Source organism: Kribbella sp. NPDC050124 (assembly GCF_044460355.1).
Lineage (GTDB): Bacteria > Actinomycetota > Actinomycetes > Propionibacteriales > Kribbellaceae > Kribbella.
Genome location: NZ_JBITJU010000004.1, coordinates 102665 through 119095 on the forward strand (window position 1 = coordinate 102665; position 16431 = coordinate 119095).

Consider the following 16431-nt stretch of genomic DNA (forward strand, 5'->3'; position numbering starts at 1 on the left):
CCTGGGGTTGTCAGAAAGTTTTGCTGAGGGGTGGTCAAGGGGTGGATTGTGCCGTAATGCTGGGCCGGACAGGTTCCTTCACCGCCCCGGAGGTGTCCGATGTCCCGACTCTTCAGCAAACCCCTGCCGCGCATTGCGGCGATCCTGATGTTGTTCGCGGCGATGCTGGCCGCGACGGTCACCACCCAAGTGGTGACTGCCACCAAGGCCCATGCGGACGGTTGCTACACGTGGGGTCGCACGTTGTCGCAGGGGATGAGTGGTGAAGACGTGCGACAGCTGCAGATCCGGGTGGCCGGCTGGCCCGGGTACGGCGGCCATCTGGCGACGGACGGTGCTTTCGGGCCGGCCACGAAGGCGGCTGTGCAGCGGTTCCAGTCGGCGTACGGGCTGGGTGCGGACGGGATCGCCGGGCCGGCAACGTTCAGCAAGATCTACTCGTTGCAGGACGACGACTGCACACCGATCCACTTCACCTACTCCGAGCTGGACGACGGCTGCGGTGGGTCCGGATTCGACGGCGGGCCGCTGAGCGAGGCGGCGACCAAGGCCAATGCGTTGCAGACCATGTGGCAACTGGAAGCGATGCGGCACGCGCTCGGCGACGCACCGCTGAACGTCACCAGCGGGTTCCGCAGCATCGCGTGCAACAACGCGGTCGGTGGCGCGAGCAACAGTCAGCACCTGTACGGGCGGGCGGCCGATCTGGTCGGTTCGCACTCCCTGTGCACGCTGGCCAGGCAGGCCCGCAACCACGGCTTCGGCGGCATCTTCGGCCCGGGCTACCCGGGTCACAACGACCACACGCACGTCGACATCCGGACGAGCAACGTGTGGGACGCGCCTAACTGCGGAGTCTGAGCAGGTCGAGCAATGAGATCCCGGCGGCCCGGTCCAGGTGGTGCGCGGTCAGCCCCGCCTGACGGGCCGCCAGTACGTCGAGCTCGAGGTTGTCGCCGATCATCACGGTGTCGGCCGGGTCGACGCCCAGCGCCTCGCAGGTCATGAGGTAGGCCTGGGGATCGGGCTTGCTGACACCGAGGCTTTCCGAGGTGCAGACGACGTCGATGAGGTCGGTCAACCCGATCGCGGCCAGCTTGGCATTCTGCTGCGTCGTACTCCCGTTCGTCAGCACCCCGATCCGGAAGCCGTTGCTGCGGGCAACCTCCAGCGCGGGCTTGGCATCCGGGTAGGCGGCCCAGCTCGCCTGGTAGTGACGCAGGAACCCGGTGAAGATCAGGTCCAGCTCGTCGTCGAGCGCCGGGACCGGATGCCCGACCAGCGGCAGGAAGTCGCGCATCCGGCCGCGACGCTGACCTTGATGGGTGACGGCCCCGCTCAGCCACTGGTTGAAGTTGCGTTCCTCGACGACGAACCACTGCGCGACCAGCTCGTCCGACGGTGTGCCGCCGAGTTCGGGAACCCAGCCGTGGATCGCCGCCGTGGCGGACGCGGTGTGGTCGAAGAGCGTGTTGTCGAGGTCGAAGACGACGGCCTTCATGCCCGGACCAGGGAGTCGCGGTTGAGCTCGCGGTGGTTCGCGTAGCCGGACAGCGCCAGCGTGAGGTCGAGCTCGGCCAGGAAGCACCGCAGGACGTGTTCCACACCCGCCTGCCCGGCCAGCGCCAGCCCGTACAGCAGCGGCCGTCCGAGCAGCACCGCCTTCGCGCCGAGGGCGAGCGCCTTCGCTGCGTCGGCGCCGGTGCGGACACCTGAGTCGAACAGGACGGTCAACTGCTCGCCCACCGCTTCGGCGATCGCCGGCAGCGCGTCGAGCGAGGCGACCGCGCCGTCGACCTGGCGACCACCGTGGTTCGACACCACGATGCCGTCGACACCGTTCTCGGCTGCGAGCTTGGCATCTTCGACCGCGGTAATGCCCTTCAGCACGATCGGGCCGTCCCAGTTGTCCCGCAGGAACGACAGTTCGTCCCAGCTCAGGCCGACGTTCGGGAACATCTGGGCCCAGTGCATGACCGCCGCGGCCGGGTCCTCGGCGACCGGCTTGACCAGCTTGGCCTGGAACGCCGGGTCGCTGAAGTAGTTCGCCAGCCCTTCACCCTTGAGGAAGGGCAGGAACCCGCGGTCGAGGTCGGCGGGACGCCAGCCGAGGGTCCCGGTGTCCAGGGTGACGACGAGTACGCCGTACCCGCTGGCCTTTGCACGTTGCAGGAAGCTGAGGCAGACGTCGCGATCGGTCGGCCAGTAGAGCTGGTACCACTTGCTGCTGGCCTCGATCTGCTCGAATGCGTGACTCGCCTGGGTCGAGTGCGTGTAGGTCAGCCCGAGTGCGTCGGCCGCCCGGGCGGTCGCGAGCTCGCCGTCCGGGTGGGCGAGCGTCTGGACGCCGATCGGCGCGATCAGCACCGGCGCCGGCATCGACGTACCGAGGATGGTGCAGGACAGGTCGCGCTCGGTGCTGCCACGGAGCATCCGCGGCACCAGCCGCCAGCGGTCGAACGCGGCCTGGTTCGCCCGCGCAGTCGCTCCGCTGCCCGCGCTTGGCACGATGTACCCCATCGCCTCGGCGGACAGCTTCCCGGCGGCCTGGGACTCCAGCCGAGCCAGGTCGGTGGTGATCTCCGGCGTGATGCCTTGCAGCATGCCCTGCAGGTAGATGCCCAACTGGTGGTCTCCGAAGTTGCCCATGCCGGATCCTTGCATGGCCGGGCGGTCCGCACCACATGCGACAATCAGGTGTGACAGCTCCAGTGACCCCTGACACCCGGACCACTTCACGGAATGTCGGACTGGCGTTGTTCGCGCTGGCGACCGGTGGGTTCGCGATCGGGACGACCGAGTTCGTCACCATGGGCCTGTTGCCGCAGATCGCCGACGGGGTGAACATCTCGATCCCGACGGCCGGTCACGTCATCTCGGCGTACGCGCTGGGGGTCGTCGTCGGCGCGCCGGTGATCGCGGCGCTGGGCGCGCGGACCGGGCGGAAGCGGTTGCTGCTCGGGCTGATGGCGGTCTTCGTGGTCGGCAACGTGCTGTCGGCGGTTGCCTCCAGCTACGAGTTCCTGATGGCCGCGCGGTTCCTGACCGGTGTGCCGCACGGCGCGTTCTTCGGGATCGGCGCGGTGGTCGGCGCCTCGCTGGTGCCCACCCGGCGCGCCTGGGCGGTCTCGATGACCATGGTCGGGCTGCCGGTGTCGAACATCATCGGCGTGCCGGTGACCACGCTGATGGGGCAGAAGCTCGGCTGGCAGGCGCCGTTTCTGGCGGTCGGCGTTCTCGGGTTGCTCACGTTGGTGGCGGTGTGGTTCTGGGTGGCGCCGCAACCGGTCGGCAGTGACGTCAACATCCGCAGCGAGCTGAGCACGCTGTCCCGCCCGCAGGTGTGGATGGCGTTGCTGGTCGGCATGGTCGGGTTCGGCGGCATGTTCGCGACGTACTCCTACATCACCCCGACGATGACGGAACTGGCCGGTTTCTCCGAGGCCGCGGTCACCATCGTGCTGGCCGTGTACGGCGTGGGCATGACGTGCGGCACCGTCGTCGGCGGACGGCTGGCCGACCGGGCGCTGATGGCGAGCCTGTACGGCGGCCTGATCGCGATCATGGTCGTGCTCGGCACGTTCGGCTGGCTCGCGCAGACCAAGCCGGGCGCGCTCGCCGGGGTGTTCGCGATGGGTTTCTCGGCGAGCATTCTGGTCCCCGCGCTGCAGACCCGGCTGATGGACGTCGCCCACGAAGGACAGTCGCTGGCCGCCTCACTCAACCACTCGACCCTGAACGTCGCGAACGCGCTCGGTGCCTGGCTCGGCAGCGTCGTACTGGCCGCCGGCTACGGCTACGAGTGGCCCAGCCGCCTCGGCGCAGCCCTCGCCCTGGCCGGCCTCGCTCTCGCCCTGATCTCGGGTTTCATGGATCGCCGAGGGACTCGCCTGAGGCCGTGATCACCAGCGACTTGGTTGAATCGGGGTATGGCGACCTTGGCGTTGAGTGCGGCCGACGAGGTACGGCGGCGCGGACTGCGGCAGATGCGGTCGGTGGCGTTGTCGTTGCTGCTGCTGGCCGCGGTGATCTACGTGGTCACGCTGCACCGCGACGGCGGCTGGGGGTACCTGAACGCGGCGGCCGAGGCGGCGATGGTGGGTGCGCTGGCGGACTGGTTCGCGGTCACCGCGTTGTTCCGCCGGCCGCTCGGGCTGCCGATCCCGCACACCGCGATCGTGCCGACCCGCAAGGACAGCCTGGCCGAGAGCCTCGAGCAGTTCGTCACCGAGAACTTCCTGTCCGAGGAAGTGGTGGCGGAGAAGATGCGCACCGCCGAGGTGAGCCGCCGGGCCGGTGAGTGGCTTGCCTCCGGCAACCATGCGGAGCGGATCGTGGCTGAGGGGGCGCGGACGATCGGCGCGGCGCTGCCGAGGCTCGGCGACGAGGACGTGACCGCGTTCGTGCGCGGGTCGCTGCTGCCGCGGTTCGTGAAGGAGCCGCTGAGCCCGATCGCCGGCCACTTCCTGGAGTCGGTCGTCGACGACGGCGCGCACCACGCGCTGTTCGACCTGCTGATGGTCGAGGCACACGACTGGCTGCGCGACAACCGGGAGTTGCTGGCCGAGGTGGTCGGTCCGCGGGCGCCGCGCTGGTCGCCGCATTGGGTCGACCGGCTGGTGATCGACCGGATTCACCGCGAGGCGCTGGCTTGGCTGGCCGACGTACGAGACGACCAGTCGCATGCGGCCCGCAAGGCGATCGACCGGCTGCTCGGCCAGCTCGCCGACGACCTGCAGCACGACCCGGAGGTGATGGGCCGCTTCGAGGCGTTCAAGGCGCGGATGCTGACCCATCCTGACATGGGGTCCAGCCTCACGGCTGTGTGGGACGCCGTACGGACTGCTCTCATCGATTCGATCGCGGACCCCGCGAGCACGTTGCGGGTGCGCGGGACCAAGGCTTTGCAGGATCTCGGGAAGCGGCTTCAGGACGACGAGGCGCTGCGGGCGAAGGTGGATGCCCGAGCGGCCGAGGCGGTCGGGTACGTGATCCGCACCTACGGCAGCGAGATCGTCTCGGTCATCTCCGACACCATCGAACGCTGGGACGGCCGCGAAGCCGCCGCCCGCATCGAGCTCCACGTCGGCCGCGACCTCCAGTTCATCCGCATCAACGGCACCGTCGTAGGCGCCCTGGTCGGCCTCCTCATCCACACCGTGAGCGAACTGCTGTGACCTTCATCCGAAAGCGCAAACGCCCCGCGGGCTCAGGACTCTGGCCGACGTACGAGCTGGAGACCGACGAGCACGGCACCTGGTTTTTCACCCCGCAACACACGCCCCACCGCGGCGACGACGGCACCTTCTGCGAGGTGGCAGAGACGAGACCGGGGGGCCCGGGGCAACACGCGCTCCATCTCGTCCCACCGGACGGCTGGTGGTTCGCGACCTGGCTGGACAGCGGGCGGCTGGTCGCGGACGTGAGCACGCCGCCGACGCTGATCGACAACGAGTGGGTGTACGTCGACCTCGAACTCGACCCGTTCCGCCGGCCGAGCGGAACCGTGGGTGTCCGGGACTGGGACGACCTCGCTGAGGCTCACCGTGCCGGGCTCATCGATGACGTCGAGCGCGAGGTCGCCGTACGAGCGGCTCTGAATCTGTTGCAGCAGTTCACCGATGCGATGGAGCCGTTCGGTGCTGTCGGCTGGGATCGGTTGCGGGCGGCGATCGCGCGGGGTCTCCCGCCGCTCACCGAGTTCGGGGACCGGCCGCTGTCTTGAGGTTGCGTTCCTCGGTGTCGGTCATTGGGTGGCGGCGACGACGAGGAGGGAGGTGCCTACGGCGACGTCGATGATGCCGCAGTACTCGGACCAGGAACGGTTGACGACCTTGTCGATGCGGAAGTGGTAGGCGTCCCAGGCGCCGTGGCACAGCCAGCCGAGGCCGGCCAGGGCGACCGAGCCGGTGGCGACTGTGAGGATCGTCATCGCGCCGAAGAAGAGCATGCCGGCAGTCTCCAGCGTGAAGGTCGGCTCGGTGTAGCGGCGCCGTATGATCGCCCACACCCACAGCACGCCCAGCACGACCGACATGCCGACACCGGGGGCGACTCCCCACACGTCCACGGCATAGAGGGTGTGGAAGATCGACGCCACCACACTCAGTACGGCGAACGCGACCCAGGCGGTCCACGGACGGCCGATCGCGTACGCGAACAGGTAGATCCCGGCCATGGTCGCGACCGCCGGCCCGAAGAACTCCGCCTCCCGATCCGTGATGATGATCAGCCCGAGTGCGCCGGCGATGGTGACCAAGGCCAGCGCGGTCGGCCACCTGGCCGCCAACCCCCTGTTCGTCATGGGCCGATCCTCCGGAACACCGCCGGTCAAGCGGCCCGGACCGCGCCGATCAGGTCCGGATCCCTGCGGAAACGGGCCGGAATCCTGCGGTCAGCCGGCCCGCTCCCGCCGGTACGTCGACGGAGGTACGCCGTACCGGTCGAGGAACGCCTGGCGCAACGACTCGGTCGACCCGAACCCGCATTGCCGCGCGACCGCAGCGAGCGGAAGCTCGGCCGACACCACGAGCTGCGCGGCGGCCTCGGTCCGGACGCCGCGCACGTACTGCTCCGGCGTCTTCTCCACATGGGTCAGGAACAACCGTGACAGGTGCCGCTCGCTGACTCCGGCGAACCGCGCCAGCGCCGGCGTACTCAGGTCGGTGCCGAGGTGGCTGACGATGTGGTCCCGGATCCGCCGTACCAGCAGGTCACCGCTCAGCCGGGTCGCGACGAACATGCTCATCTGCGACTGCCCGCCCGGTCGCTGGAGGTACGCGACCGTGCCCATCGCGACCCCACGGGCCAGCGCCTCGCCGTGGTCCTCCTCGATGAACGCCAGCGTCAGGTCGAGCGCACTCGTGACTCCGCCGGACGTCGCGACATGCCCGTCCCGGACGTAGATCGGGTCGGCGTCGACCTGGACCTCCGGGTAGTTCGCGGCGAGTTGGTCGGCGTACATCCAGTGCGTCGTCGCCCGTCGCCCGGTCAGCAGACCGGCTTCGGCCAGCACGGTCGCGCCGGTGCATGCGGACGACACGCGACGGGCCAGTGCGGCGAGGCGCCGTACGTGGCCGACCAGTCGGCGATCCGCGGCGGCCTTCTCGTGCCCGAGCCCGCCGGACACGAGCAACGTGTCGAAGGGTTCCTTGAACCGCTCGAGCGCCGCGTCGGCCTGCAGCCGCAGCCCCGAGTCGCACGCGACCGCCTGACCGCCCAGTGTCAGCAGCACGGCCTGGTACGGCGGACTCGCGCCGATCCGGTTGGCGATGTCCAGACACGACGTCACACAGGCGATGTCGAGCAGCTCGACACCGTCGTACCCCACCACCAGCACCACACGCTGATCCACCCAGCCAAGCTAGCCTGCCATTGCTCGGTAATAACCATTTCAGATACGTTCCGCGCCAACACCGGCCACGAGCGGGTTGCTTGCGTGACCGACAGGCAGCACGCGGGTTCTGGCGTGCGCCGTCGGCGCCCTCGTAGTATTCGCTGTTCGAAAGGGGGGCACTTGCGACGAGATCCCAGTCTGACCTTCGAAGGAGCGCTACGCCTTCTCGGGCAGTACGAACCGAAGTACGTGGGTGCCATCGACAAGATCCTGGGCGGCGCCCTGCTCGCTGCAGGTGGCGTGGGCGTTGCGGCGGTCGTCAACTCTCCGCTCGCGCTGCTCGCACCGCTGTGGGGATGGATCGATCAGAAGAGTGAGGCACTCGGCCTGCTCCGGCAGGTCCGGGCGAACCTGTCCGAGCGGCTCGACGGTACGGCGGGACGCGATCGGATCCAGTTGGTCCATGCCGCGCACACGGTGATCGCGGTGAGCTCGTTCTTCGACGCGCTCGAGGCTCACGTCGGGCGGAAGAACCTCAAGGCCCTGATGATCACCGATGGGGAGAAGCTCAGGCTCCTCGACGGACGTGCGCGCTCGGTCCGGCATGACGTGATCAGCGACCTCTACGAGGCCGAGGTGCCGGCTCCATCTGCCGCCCGGGGGTATGTCGAGAACCTTGCGGAGATCGAGGAATGGGCAGGCGGTCTCGTTCGCCGAACGGAGGTGTTCCTCTCCGGCCTGGTCGCCTGGCAGAGGATGCAGCGGGATTTGCTGCCGGTCGCCAGGATCGCGCGGCGACGCTACGAAGCCCAGTTCATCGAGTTGGCCTCGACAGTGACCGAGTTCCAGATCTGGGCATCGCTGCACGAGCACGCCGCGACTCGTGAGTCGGTGCGTGTCCTGGATGCCGGGCTGAGGGACATGCTCACCGTCCAGCGCGGCGCGCTGAGTCGCGTCGAAGCGTTGCTGGCATCGTTGCCCGGCAACCCTCGGACCGAGCAAGACCTGCGCCTTGTGCTGGCGCGAGCGCACCGCGGTGACCTCGACCAGTCTGTGGTTCCCAGCGGCTCCCTGCAGTCGGACCTGCCGCTGACGTTTCCGACCATCGGCCGCGCCTTCATCACGCCGAGGTACCGAGTCGCGTCGATGAGCCCGACGGTCAGACCAGCCGAGGAACGGTGGTGGGCCGGGCAGCCGGTCCGGGACGACCTGGAGATGATGCTGGCAAGTCATGTTCTGGCCGCCGGCTCGACCCGGTTGCCCATGCTGTTGCTCGGTCATCCCGGTGCCGGAAAATCGATGCTCACCAAGGTGCTGGCGGCTCGGCTGCCGTCGAACGACTACTCGACCGTGCGGGTGTCTCTTCGAGGGGTCAACGCGAACTCGCCGGTGCTGGACCAGATCCAGGAGGGCCTGGACCTGGCCACCAATCGGCGCGTCGAGTGGTCCCGACTGGCCGACCAGTGTGCGAACACGACCCGGGTCGTCCTGCTGGACGGACTGGACGAACTGCTGCAGGCGTCGAACGCGGACCGCACCGGCTATCTCCAGGATGTCGCCCGATTCCAGCAGATCGAGGCCGATCAGGAACGACCGGTGGTGGTGATCATCACGTCCAGGACGGTGGTGGCCGACCGGGTGGAGATCCCTGACGGTTGTGCGATCGTCAAGCTCGAGGGCTTCGACTCCGACCAGGTCGCCAGCTGGCTCGAGACCTGGCGGGAAGTCAATCAGGTCCAGATCACGCGCACCGAGCTCCGGGCAGTGACGGTGGTCGAAGCGGATCTCCAGCCGGAGCTCGCGAAGCAGCCCCTGCTGTTGTTGATGCTGGCGATCTACCTGTCCGATCCGAACTCGCCGAAGCTCGACGAGAACACGGTGACCGCGGAGCTCTACCAGCGGATCATCGAGAACTTCGCGCGCCGCGAGGTACTGAAGGATCCTGCCGTCAACCCGGCGTCAGGAACCTTCGACGAGCTCGTCGACCAGCAGGTCGAGCGGCTGGCTGTCGCTGCGATGGCGATGTTCAATCGCGGCACCCAGTACGTCAGCGAGACAGAACTGAGCGATGACCTGGGGGCGCTGCTCGGCCGACCCGCTGATCGGAGCGTCGCCGGCGAGCTCGGAAAGCGGCTGTTGGCGGAGTTCTTCTTCATCCACGCTTCCGAGGCGATCGTGCTGGGTTCCGCTGGTCGTGCCAAGTCGGATGCCGGGACCGCGCGGCGTCCGCAGGGTGAGCGGACTTACGAGTTCTTGCACGCGACCTTCGGCGAATACCTGGTGGCCAGGTACATCCTCGACGTACTCGCAGACGTCGCCGCGACCTCGTCAGCCGCCAGACGTTCGCGCGAGCCCGAGGACGACCTGCTCTTTGCTCTGCTGTCCCATCAGCCGTTGGCGGTCCGACTGACGTCCTTGACGTTCTTGGCCGAGTTGGCGAGCCTCTTGCCGGACCATACGCGCAGGGAGATTCTCGCGATCCTCGAGCGGATCCTGCGCGGGTACCGCAGTCGCTTCACTTCTGGCAAGTACGCCGAATACCGCCCGACCGACCGAGACCGCGTCCGGGAGTTGGCCGCATACTCGGCCAACCTGATCATGGCCGCCATCGCAATCGAGGACGATCCGGACGGAAGCGCCCGGTTCCCCGCCCGGGAACTGGATGCCTGGCGATCCATGGTCAACCTTTGGCAGGCAGGGCTCGACGTCGACGGCTGGCAGGCAATGCTGTCCAGCCTCGAGTGGGAAGGCCACCGTCTCTTCATCTCCGACGGACATGGCGTCCTGCACGCAGCGCTGGCGGATCTGCACCGGGCTCAGCTCGCCCGAGACCCCGACGGGGCGGCGAGGGTACGCCTCGGCGCGGCGCTCTACGACAAGGTCGGATACCTCTCCGCAGAGGCCGACTGGCCGCTGTCCACAATTTCCTGGTTCATCCCGGTCACCGTCGGACTGGGCGAACCGGTCGACCTTCCGTTCGGGCCACCCGGTGACCTGACGGCGGGCGAACGGACCGCCGTGGCAACTCAGATCTGCCTGCTCCTCCGTGCCCGTCGGCTGCCGTACGCCTTCGTCCGCAGCGTTGTCGAGCTGTACTTGGAGCTGGTCTCCGAAGCTGCTGTGGACTCGGTCGCGCTCGCCCTCGCGGTCAGCGACTGGCCCGAGTTGCTGCGGGAGCTACCCACCCTGCGCCAGCCTGTTCTGTACATGGGCGGCGATTCGCTTGCCAGTCTCTGCCTGGTGTCTGCGGTTGAGGAGCAGTTCTCGGGCGCCGCGTCGGGTGACGAGACTGGAGCGTTGCTCGGCGCGCTGGTGAAGGATCTCGGTCGCATGATTGGAAACGGCGGCGAAGATGTCACCGCGAGAGACATGAGGCTGGTGAGATACGTCGTGCGCAGCGTCAGGCCCCAGGCCTCCTCCGCATCACTACCGAACATGCTGTCACGCTCAGCCGAGCACCCGACGGCGGAGAACCAGACAGACCACGGCACCCCCGGGGACCCCACCGGGGGACCGTCCTAGTCGCGGAGCGACCGCGCTGACCTCGGCTGACATACCCCCCGCGCGTCGACCACGTGCGGTGGTCGAACAGCGCCCGCGTGGGGAAACTTCTAGGCGACGGTCCAGGTGTCGGAGCCGGTGACTAGTGCCTGGAGGTCGCCGGTGCCTTGGGCCTCCTGGGCGGTGGTGATTTGCTGGCGGACCATGTCGTCGTACGCGGGCCGGTCTACCTTGCGGAAGACGCCGATGGGGGCCCGGTGCAGGACGCCGGCGTCGGTGAGGCGGGAGAGGGCGAAGGCGTACGCCGGGTCGTCGGTGTGGGCGTCGTGGACGACCAGGTCGGACTCGCCGCCGGGGAGGTCCGCGACCTCGCGTACGGCGAGGGAGGCGAAGCCGTCGCGGACGACGCCGAGGCGGCCGTCCTTGCCGAAGCGGATGGGTTCGCCGTGGACGAGCGGGATGATCGCGTCGTCGCGGGTCTCCGGGTCCTTGAACGCCTCGAACGCGTTGTCGTTGAAGATCGGGCAGTTCTGGTAGATCTCCACGAACGCCGTCCCCCGGTGCTCCGCGGCTTCGCGCAGTACCGAGGTCAGGTGCTTGCGGTCGGAGTCGACCGTGCGCGCCACGAACGTCGCCTCCGCGCCGAGTGCCAGCGAGACCGGGTTGAACGGGTTGTCGACCGAGCCCATCGGGGTCGACTTGGTCACCTTGCCCGGCTCCGAGGTCGGCGAGTACTGGCCCTTGGTGAGGCCGTAGATCCGGTTGTTGAACAGCAGGATCTTCAGGTTCACGTTCCGCCGGAGCGTGTGGATCAGGTGGTTGCCGCCGATCGACAGCGCGTCGCCGTCACCGGTCACCACCCAGACGCTCAGGTCGGGCCGCGCCGTCGCGAGACCGGTCGCGATCGCCGGCGCGCGTCCGTGGATGGAGTGCATGCCGTATGTCGACAGGTAGTACGGGAACCGCGACGAGCAGCCGATACCGGAGACCATCGCCACGTTCTCCCGCTTGATCCCGAGTTCCGGCAGGAACCCCTGGAAAGCGGCGAGTACGGCGTAGTCACCGCAACCGGGGCACCACCGGACCTCCTGGTCCGACACGTACTCCTTGCGGTTCTGCGGCTCGGTCGCGGCGGGGACGCCGTGCAGACCGTTCGGCAGGCTCGGCATGCCGAGCTCGACCGTGCTCATCGTGCTCCCTCCTGGTGGTGCAGTTGGCCGTTGGGACGGCCGTTCGACTCGTTGTGCAGCGCTTCGCCGTGGGTCAGGGCGGCCGCGGCCTCACCCATGTGCCGGGCGTCGTCGTCGATGCCCTCGGCCTCCTCGACCAGGTTGCCGATCACCTCGGCCAGCTCCGCGGCGCCGAGCGGCATGCCCCGGACCTGCGCGTACGAGACCACATCGACCAGGTACTTGGCGCGCAGCAGCATCGCCAGTTGGCCGAGGTTCATCTCGGGCACGAGCACCTTGTCGTAGGACTTCAGCACCTCGCCCAGGTTCGCCGGGAACGGGTTCAGGTGCCGCAGGTGGGCCTGCGCCACCTTGCCGCCGACCTTGCGGACCCGGCGGCAGCCGGCGCCGATCGGCCCGTAGGTGCTGCCCCACCCGAGGACGAGGACCTTCGCGGCGCCGTCCGGGTCGTCGACCTCGAGCGGCGGGACGGTGATCCCGTCCACCTTCGCCTGCCGGGTGCGGATCATCAGGTCGTGGTTGGCCGGGTCGTAGGAGATGTTGCCGGTCTTGTCCTCCTTCTCCAGACCGCCGATCCGGTGGTCCAGGCCCGCCGTCCCCGGAATCGCCCAGGCGCGGGCCAGGGTCTCCGGGTCACGCAGGTAGGGGAGGTACGACGGCTGGCCCATGTCGTCGGTCGCGTTCGGCTCGAGCGTGAAGTTCGGGTCGATCGTCGGCAGGTCCTCGATCACCGGGATCTGCCACGGCTCGGAACCGTTGGCCAGGTACCCGTCGGACAGCACGATCACCGGCGTCCGGTAGGTGACCGCGATCCGGGTGGCCTCGATCGCGATCGCGAAGCAGTCCGCGGGGGACTGGGCCGCCAGCACCGGCAGCGGCGCCTCGCCGTTGCGGCCGAACATGGTCTGCAGCAGGTCGGCCTGCTCGGTCTTGGTCGGCATGCCGGTCGAAGGGCCGGCGCGCTGAATGTCGCAGACCACCAGGGGCAGCTCGAGCATCACGCCGAGGCCGATCGTCTCCGACTTGAGGCTGATACCGGGACCGGACGACGTGGTGACGCCGAGCGCACCGCCGAAGGAGGCGCCGAGCGCGGCACCGACACCGGCGATCTCGTCCTCGGCCTGGATCGTGGTGACGTTGAACCGCTTGAGCTTCGACAGCTCGTGCAGCACGTCGGAGGCCGGGGTGATCGGGTACGCGCCGAGGACCAGCGGCAGGCCGGCCCGCTGGGCGCCCGCCACCAGGCCGTACGCCAGCGCCAGGTTGCCGGAGATGTTCCGGTAGGTGCCGGTCGCCATGCTGGCCGGCTTCACCTCGTACCGGACCGAGAACTCCTCGGCGGTCTCGCCGAAGTTGTAGCCGGCCCGGAACGCCGCGATGTTCGCGTCGCGGATGGCCGGCTTGGAGGCGAACTTGGTCTCCAGGAACGTGATCGTCGACTCGACCGGCCGCTGGAACAGCCAGGACACCAGGCCGAGGGCGTACATGTTCTTCGCCCGGGACGCGTCCTTGCGGGTCAGCCCGAACTCCTTGACCGACTCGACCGTCATGCCGGTCAGGTTCAGCGGGACCACGTGGTACGCCTCGAGCTCGCCGGTCTCCAGCGGGTTCTCGTCGTACCCGATCCGCTTCAGGTTGCGGGCGGTGAAGTCGGCGGTGTCGATGATCAGGGTGGCGCCGCGCGGCACGTCGCGCAGGTTCGCCTTGAGCGCGGCGGGGTTCATCGCGATCAGCACATCGGGCGCATCACCCGGCGTCAGGATGTCGTGGTCGGCGAAGTGCAGCTGGAACGACGACACCCCAGGCAGGGTTCCGGCTGGTGCCCGGATCTCTGCTGGGAAGTTGGGCAATGTCGACAGGTCATTGCCGAACGATGCCGTTTCCGCTGTGAACCTGTCCCCCGTGAGCTGCATCCCGTCGCCGGAGTCGCCGGCGAAGCGGATCACCACGCGGTCGAGCTGCTTGACCTCGATGGTCACTGTTCTGTTCATCTCCAAGTCGAAGCTTGGGTCGGCCGGCCGTTTCGTGGACGACAGGTCGATCCCCCCAGTCAGGGCGATAACCCCAATATTAGTTCGCCCTTAGAACAGAACCATGCGGAAGCCCCGGTGGTCCACAGCCTGGGACGTGGTGTTACCGGCCCGGTCTCGTCCGGTACGGCGAAACCCTCCAGTGTCACACTCCGCAGCGACTCGCTTGCGATCCGAAGTGAGAACCGGCAGGGTGTCGTCATCAAGTTGTGATCCAGCCGAGTTGGAGTTCCCCATGGGCCGTCGCCCTGTGCGAGTCGTTGTCGGACTGTTGGCCCTCGCGCTCACCGGATGCGCCGCTCCGGTGGCGCCGGCCGACAGTGCGCTGAGTCTGGGCAGTACGGCGACAGCGGCAGCAGCACCGGCTTCGGTCAAGGCCTCGACCCGGACGGTGAAGATCTACAGCATCCGGACCACCGACGCGACCAAGGGCGTGATCACGGTGATCGGCACGCTCTCGCCGGCGCCGAAGGCGGGGACCCGGGTGCCGCTGCACCAGTGGATCCCGTCCGAGCGCCGCTGGCAGGAGATCGCGCACGGGTACTCGACCGGGACCAGCGTGACGATCAAGACCGTGCAGCCGGGATCGGTGCGGACCTACCGGATCGCGGTCGGGCCGCAGGCGCCGTACGCGACCGCGATCTCGCCGATGATCAGCTTCAAGCACTACGTCTGGCGCGGGATCTTCAAGAAGGGCCTGCTCGCGGCGGGCGGTGCCCGGAGCCCGCAGTTCAACGTCGTCCCGCCGAACGAGGGGCCTCGCCGGGCCGAGGCGGACCTGATGGCCGACAAGGGCGGGTACGTCTGGGGCGACGTCAACTCGACCGGCTGCAGTTACGTGCGCAACTGGCTCGGCAACCTGACCGACGGGACCGTGCGGACGTCGCTGCACAACTGGACCACGGCGATGACCTCGGTGCTGCAGAAGCAGGAGACCGAGACGTGGCTCAACTACAAGATCCTCGGCGTCACCCGGCTGCGGCTGCAGGTCGCGGACGTGGCGTCCGGCTACGGCCCGTACGTCGCAATCGACTCGATCATGCTGTGTACGAACTAGGGCACGAACTAAGCTGAGGTCCGTGTCGGAGAGCTATGGCGTCATCGCGGCGGTCGTCGTCCTCGGCCTCGCCGGGCTGATCGGCGCGTTCGCGCTGAACAAGGCGCTCACCGTCACCTACCCGACCGAGGGCAAGCTCAAGACGTACGAGTCCGGTGTCGACCCGGTCGGCGAGGGCTGGGCGCAGGTCCACATCCGGTACTACCTGTTCGCGTACCTCTACGTGATCTTCGCCGTCGACGCGATCTACCTGTTCCCCTGGGCGACCGTGTTCGCCACCCTCGGCTTCGCGACCCTCGTCGAGATGTTCATCTTCCTCGCCTTCGTCGCCGTCGGCCTCCTCTACGCCTACCGCAAGGGCGTCCTCCGCTGGACTTAGTGCCTCGGGATTAGGCCCGGGCGAGGGCGGCGGCGATGGCCCAGTCCTGGGGGCCGATGCCGACGGACTTGAAGACTGTGCGGCCGGTGGGGTTCAGCGTTTGTGAGAGGGCGGGGCCCAGTTCTACGAGGTCGGTGATGGTGCCTGAGGTGATGGCGTCGATGATTTCGCCGGACTCTTCCAGGGCGGCCTCGCGTTGGTCGACCATGACGATCGAAGCGTCGGCGAGCAGGTCGCGGGGGAGTTCGCGCATGGTGGGGCGGAAGGCGCCGATCGCGTTCACGTGGACGCGGTCCGGCAGCGCGTCGGCGGCGAACAGCGGGGTCGACGACGAGGTGGCGCAGCAGACGATGTCCGCGTCGGCGAGCGCGTCGTCGATCGACGTGCTGGGCGTGAACTTCACGTCCGGGAACTCGTCGGCCAGCGCCGTACTCAGCGCCGCGGCCCGATCCGCCGAGCGTCCGGTGACGGTCACTGCGGCAATCCGCCGTACGGCGAGAACCGCGCGGACCTGATCCGGAGCCTGAGCGCCCGTCCCGATCAGCGTGAGCCGGGACGCGTCAGCCGGCGCGAGCAGATCGGTGGCGACCCCGACGACGGCGCCCGTCCGCAAGGTCGTGATCGACGTGCCGTCGGCCACGAGCTGGTCGCCACCGCCGGTCCAGATCAAGGTCGCGCGGATCGCCGGCACCTGGTCGAGCGCGATGCCGATCTTCTTCACTACCGCGGTCCCGGTCGGCGAGTGGTACGCCGACATCACGAGCACCGCCCCGTCCCCGAAGATCTGCCGGGCCGGCAACACGAAGTTCCCCGCCGCCAGCTCCCTGAACGCATCCCGTACGGCGTCGATCGCCACCCTCATCGGGACGAGCCGACGGACATCCTCACCGGTCAGAACTCTCACCGCCCCGAGGCTACTCTGGGTCCGCCGAGCGAAG

14 protein-coding genes are annotated in these 16431 nt (G+C 68.4%); 7 read left to right on the top strand and 7 right to left on the bottom strand.

The annotated features are described in order from the left end of the window. Window positions 1–99 precede the first annotated feature (99 nt). Entirely contained in the window at window positions 100–861 is a 762-nt protein-coding gene (locus ACIBL3_RS12765; protein WP_396353454.1) for a D-Ala-D-Ala carboxypeptidase family metallohydrolase, read from the top strand. Here the strand turns inward: ACIBL3_RS12765 and ACIBL3_RS12770 are convergent. Then, window positions 845–1501 carry an HAD family hydrolase gene (locus ACIBL3_RS12770; RefSeq protein WP_396353455.1) on the bottom strand — a complete coding sequence of 219 codons (657 nt, stop codon included), beginning with the start codon at window positions 1499–1501 and terminating at the stop codon, window positions 845–847. The two genes, ACIBL3_RS12765 and ACIBL3_RS12770, sit on opposite strands and share 17 nt — an antisense overlap. Next, window positions 1498–2649: an alpha-hydroxy-acid oxidizing protein gene (locus tag ACIBL3_RS12775; protein ID WP_396353456.1), complete on the bottom strand. Its 1152-nt coding sequence runs from the start codon at window positions 2647–2649 to the stop codon at window positions 1498–1500. The genes ACIBL3_RS12770 and ACIBL3_RS12775 overlap by 4 nt, the downstream gene beginning before the upstream one ends. A gap of 62 nt (window positions 2650–2711) precedes the next feature. Between ACIBL3_RS12775 and ACIBL3_RS12780 the strand changes: the two genes are divergently transcribed. The 3 genes from ACIBL3_RS12780 to ACIBL3_RS12790 are packed head-to-tail and all read left to right on the top strand — an operon-like array spanning window position 2712 to window position 5725. Beyond that, window positions 2712–3902: an MFS transporter gene (locus ACIBL3_RS12780; protein ID WP_396353457.1), complete on the top strand. Its 1191-nt coding sequence runs from the start codon at window positions 2712–2714 to the stop codon at window positions 3900–3902. 27 nt (window positions 3903–3929) lie between these two features. Continuing rightward, complete coding sequence (locus ACIBL3_RS12785; protein WP_396353458.1) at window positions 3930–5177, top strand: DUF445 domain-containing protein; 1248 nt, start codon at window positions 3930–3932, stop codon at window positions 5175–5177. Then, entirely contained in the window at window positions 5174–5725 is a 552-nt protein-coding gene (locus ACIBL3_RS12790) for a DUF402 domain-containing protein (RefSeq protein WP_396353459.1), read from the top strand. The genes ACIBL3_RS12785 and ACIBL3_RS12790 overlap by 4 nt, the downstream gene beginning before the upstream one ends. A gap of 21 nt (window positions 5726–5746) precedes the next feature. On the opposite strand, the gene ACIBL3_RS12795 is transcribed toward ACIBL3_RS12790, so the two are convergent. Beyond that, complete coding sequence (locus ACIBL3_RS12795) at window positions 5747–6304, bottom strand: hypothetical protein (RefSeq protein WP_396353460.1); 558 nt, start codon at window positions 6302–6304, stop codon at window positions 5747–5749. A gap of 90 nt (window positions 6305–6394) precedes the next feature. Beyond that, window positions 6395–7354, bottom strand: coding sequence for a GlxA family transcriptional regulator (locus tag ACIBL3_RS12800; protein ID WP_396353461.1), 960 nt, complete (start codon window positions 7352–7354; stop codon window positions 6395–6397). Window positions 7355–7516: 162 nt separating this feature from the next. Here ACIBL3_RS12800 and ACIBL3_RS12805 point away from each other — a divergent pair, with 162 nt between their 5' ends. Then, window positions 7517–10858, top strand: a complete 3342-nt coding sequence (locus ACIBL3_RS12805; protein ID WP_396353462.1) for an NACHT domain-containing protein — start codon at window positions 7517–7519, stop codon at window positions 10856–10858. A gap of 89 nt (window positions 10859–10947) precedes the next feature. On the opposite strand, the gene ACIBL3_RS12810 is transcribed toward ACIBL3_RS12805, so the two are convergent. Both ACIBL3_RS12810 and ACIBL3_RS12815 read right to left on the bottom strand, forming a co-directional pair. Beyond that, on the bottom strand, window positions 10948–12027 hold the full coding sequence (locus ACIBL3_RS12810; RefSeq protein WP_396353463.1) for a 2-oxoacid:ferredoxin oxidoreductase subunit beta: 1080 nt from the start codon (window positions 12025–12027) through the stop codon (window positions 10948–10950). Continuing rightward, complete coding sequence (locus tag ACIBL3_RS12815) at window positions 12024–14018, bottom strand: 2-oxoacid:acceptor oxidoreductase subunit alpha (protein WP_396353464.1); 1995 nt, start codon at window positions 14016–14018, stop codon at window positions 12024–12026. Before ACIBL3_RS12815 ends, ACIBL3_RS12810 begins: the two co-directional genes overlap by 4 nt. Before the next feature lie 274 nt (window positions 14019–14292). Between ACIBL3_RS12815 and ACIBL3_RS12820 the strand changes: the two genes are divergently transcribed. Both ACIBL3_RS12820 and ACIBL3_RS12825 read left to right on the top strand, forming a co-directional pair. Then, window positions 14293–15114, top strand: a complete 822-nt coding sequence (locus ACIBL3_RS12820; RefSeq protein WP_396353465.1) for a hypothetical protein — start codon at window positions 14293–14295, stop codon at window positions 15112–15114. Between the two features lie 22 nt (window positions 15115–15136). Then, complete coding sequence (locus ACIBL3_RS12825; protein WP_396353466.1) at window positions 15137–15493, top strand: NADH-quinone oxidoreductase subunit A; 357 nt, start codon at window positions 15137–15139, stop codon at window positions 15491–15493. Between the two features lie 10 nt (window positions 15494–15503). On the opposite strand, the gene ACIBL3_RS12830 is transcribed toward ACIBL3_RS12825, so the two are convergent. Next, window positions 15504–16397 carry an ornithine cyclodeaminase family protein gene (locus ACIBL3_RS12830; RefSeq protein WP_396353467.1) on the bottom strand — a complete coding sequence of 298 codons (894 nt, stop codon included), beginning with the start codon at window positions 16395–16397 and terminating at the stop codon, window positions 15504–15506. Window positions 16398–16431 lie beyond the last annotated feature (34 nt).

Excerpts from the sequence above, each read along its gene's own strand:
- ACIBL3_RS12795 (WP_396353460.1), bottom strand. The coding sequence starts at position 6,304 with ATGACGAACAGGGGGTTGGCGGCCAGGTGGCCGACCGCGCTGGCCTTG.
- ACIBL3_RS12815 (WP_396353464.1), bottom strand. The coding sequence starts at position 14,018 with ATGAACAGAACAGTGACCATCGAGGTCAAGCAGCTCGACCGCGTGGTG.
- ACIBL3_RS12770 (WP_396353455.1), bottom strand. The coding sequence starts at position 1,501 with ATGAAGGCCGTCGTCTTCGACCTCGACAACACGCTCTTCGACCACACC.
- ACIBL3_RS12775 (WP_396353456.1), bottom strand. The coding sequence starts at position 2,649 with ATGGGCAACTTCGGAGACCACCAGTTGGGCATCTACCTGCAGGGCATG.
- ACIBL3_RS12785 (WP_396353458.1), top strand. The coding sequence starts at position 3,930 with ATGGCGACCTTGGCGTTGAGTGCGGCCGACGAGGTACGGCGGCGCGGA.
- ACIBL3_RS12820 (WP_396353465.1), top strand. The coding sequence starts at position 14,293 with ATGGGCCGTCGCCCTGTGCGAGTCGTTGTCGGACTGTTGGCCCTCGCG.
- ACIBL3_RS12810 (WP_396353463.1), bottom strand. The coding sequence starts at position 12,027 with ATGAGCACGGTCGAGCTCGGCATGCCGAGCCTGCCGAACGGTCTGCAC.
- ACIBL3_RS12765 (WP_396353454.1), top strand. The coding sequence starts at position 100 with ATGTCCCGACTCTTCAGCAAACCCCTGCCGCGCATTGCGGCGATCCTG.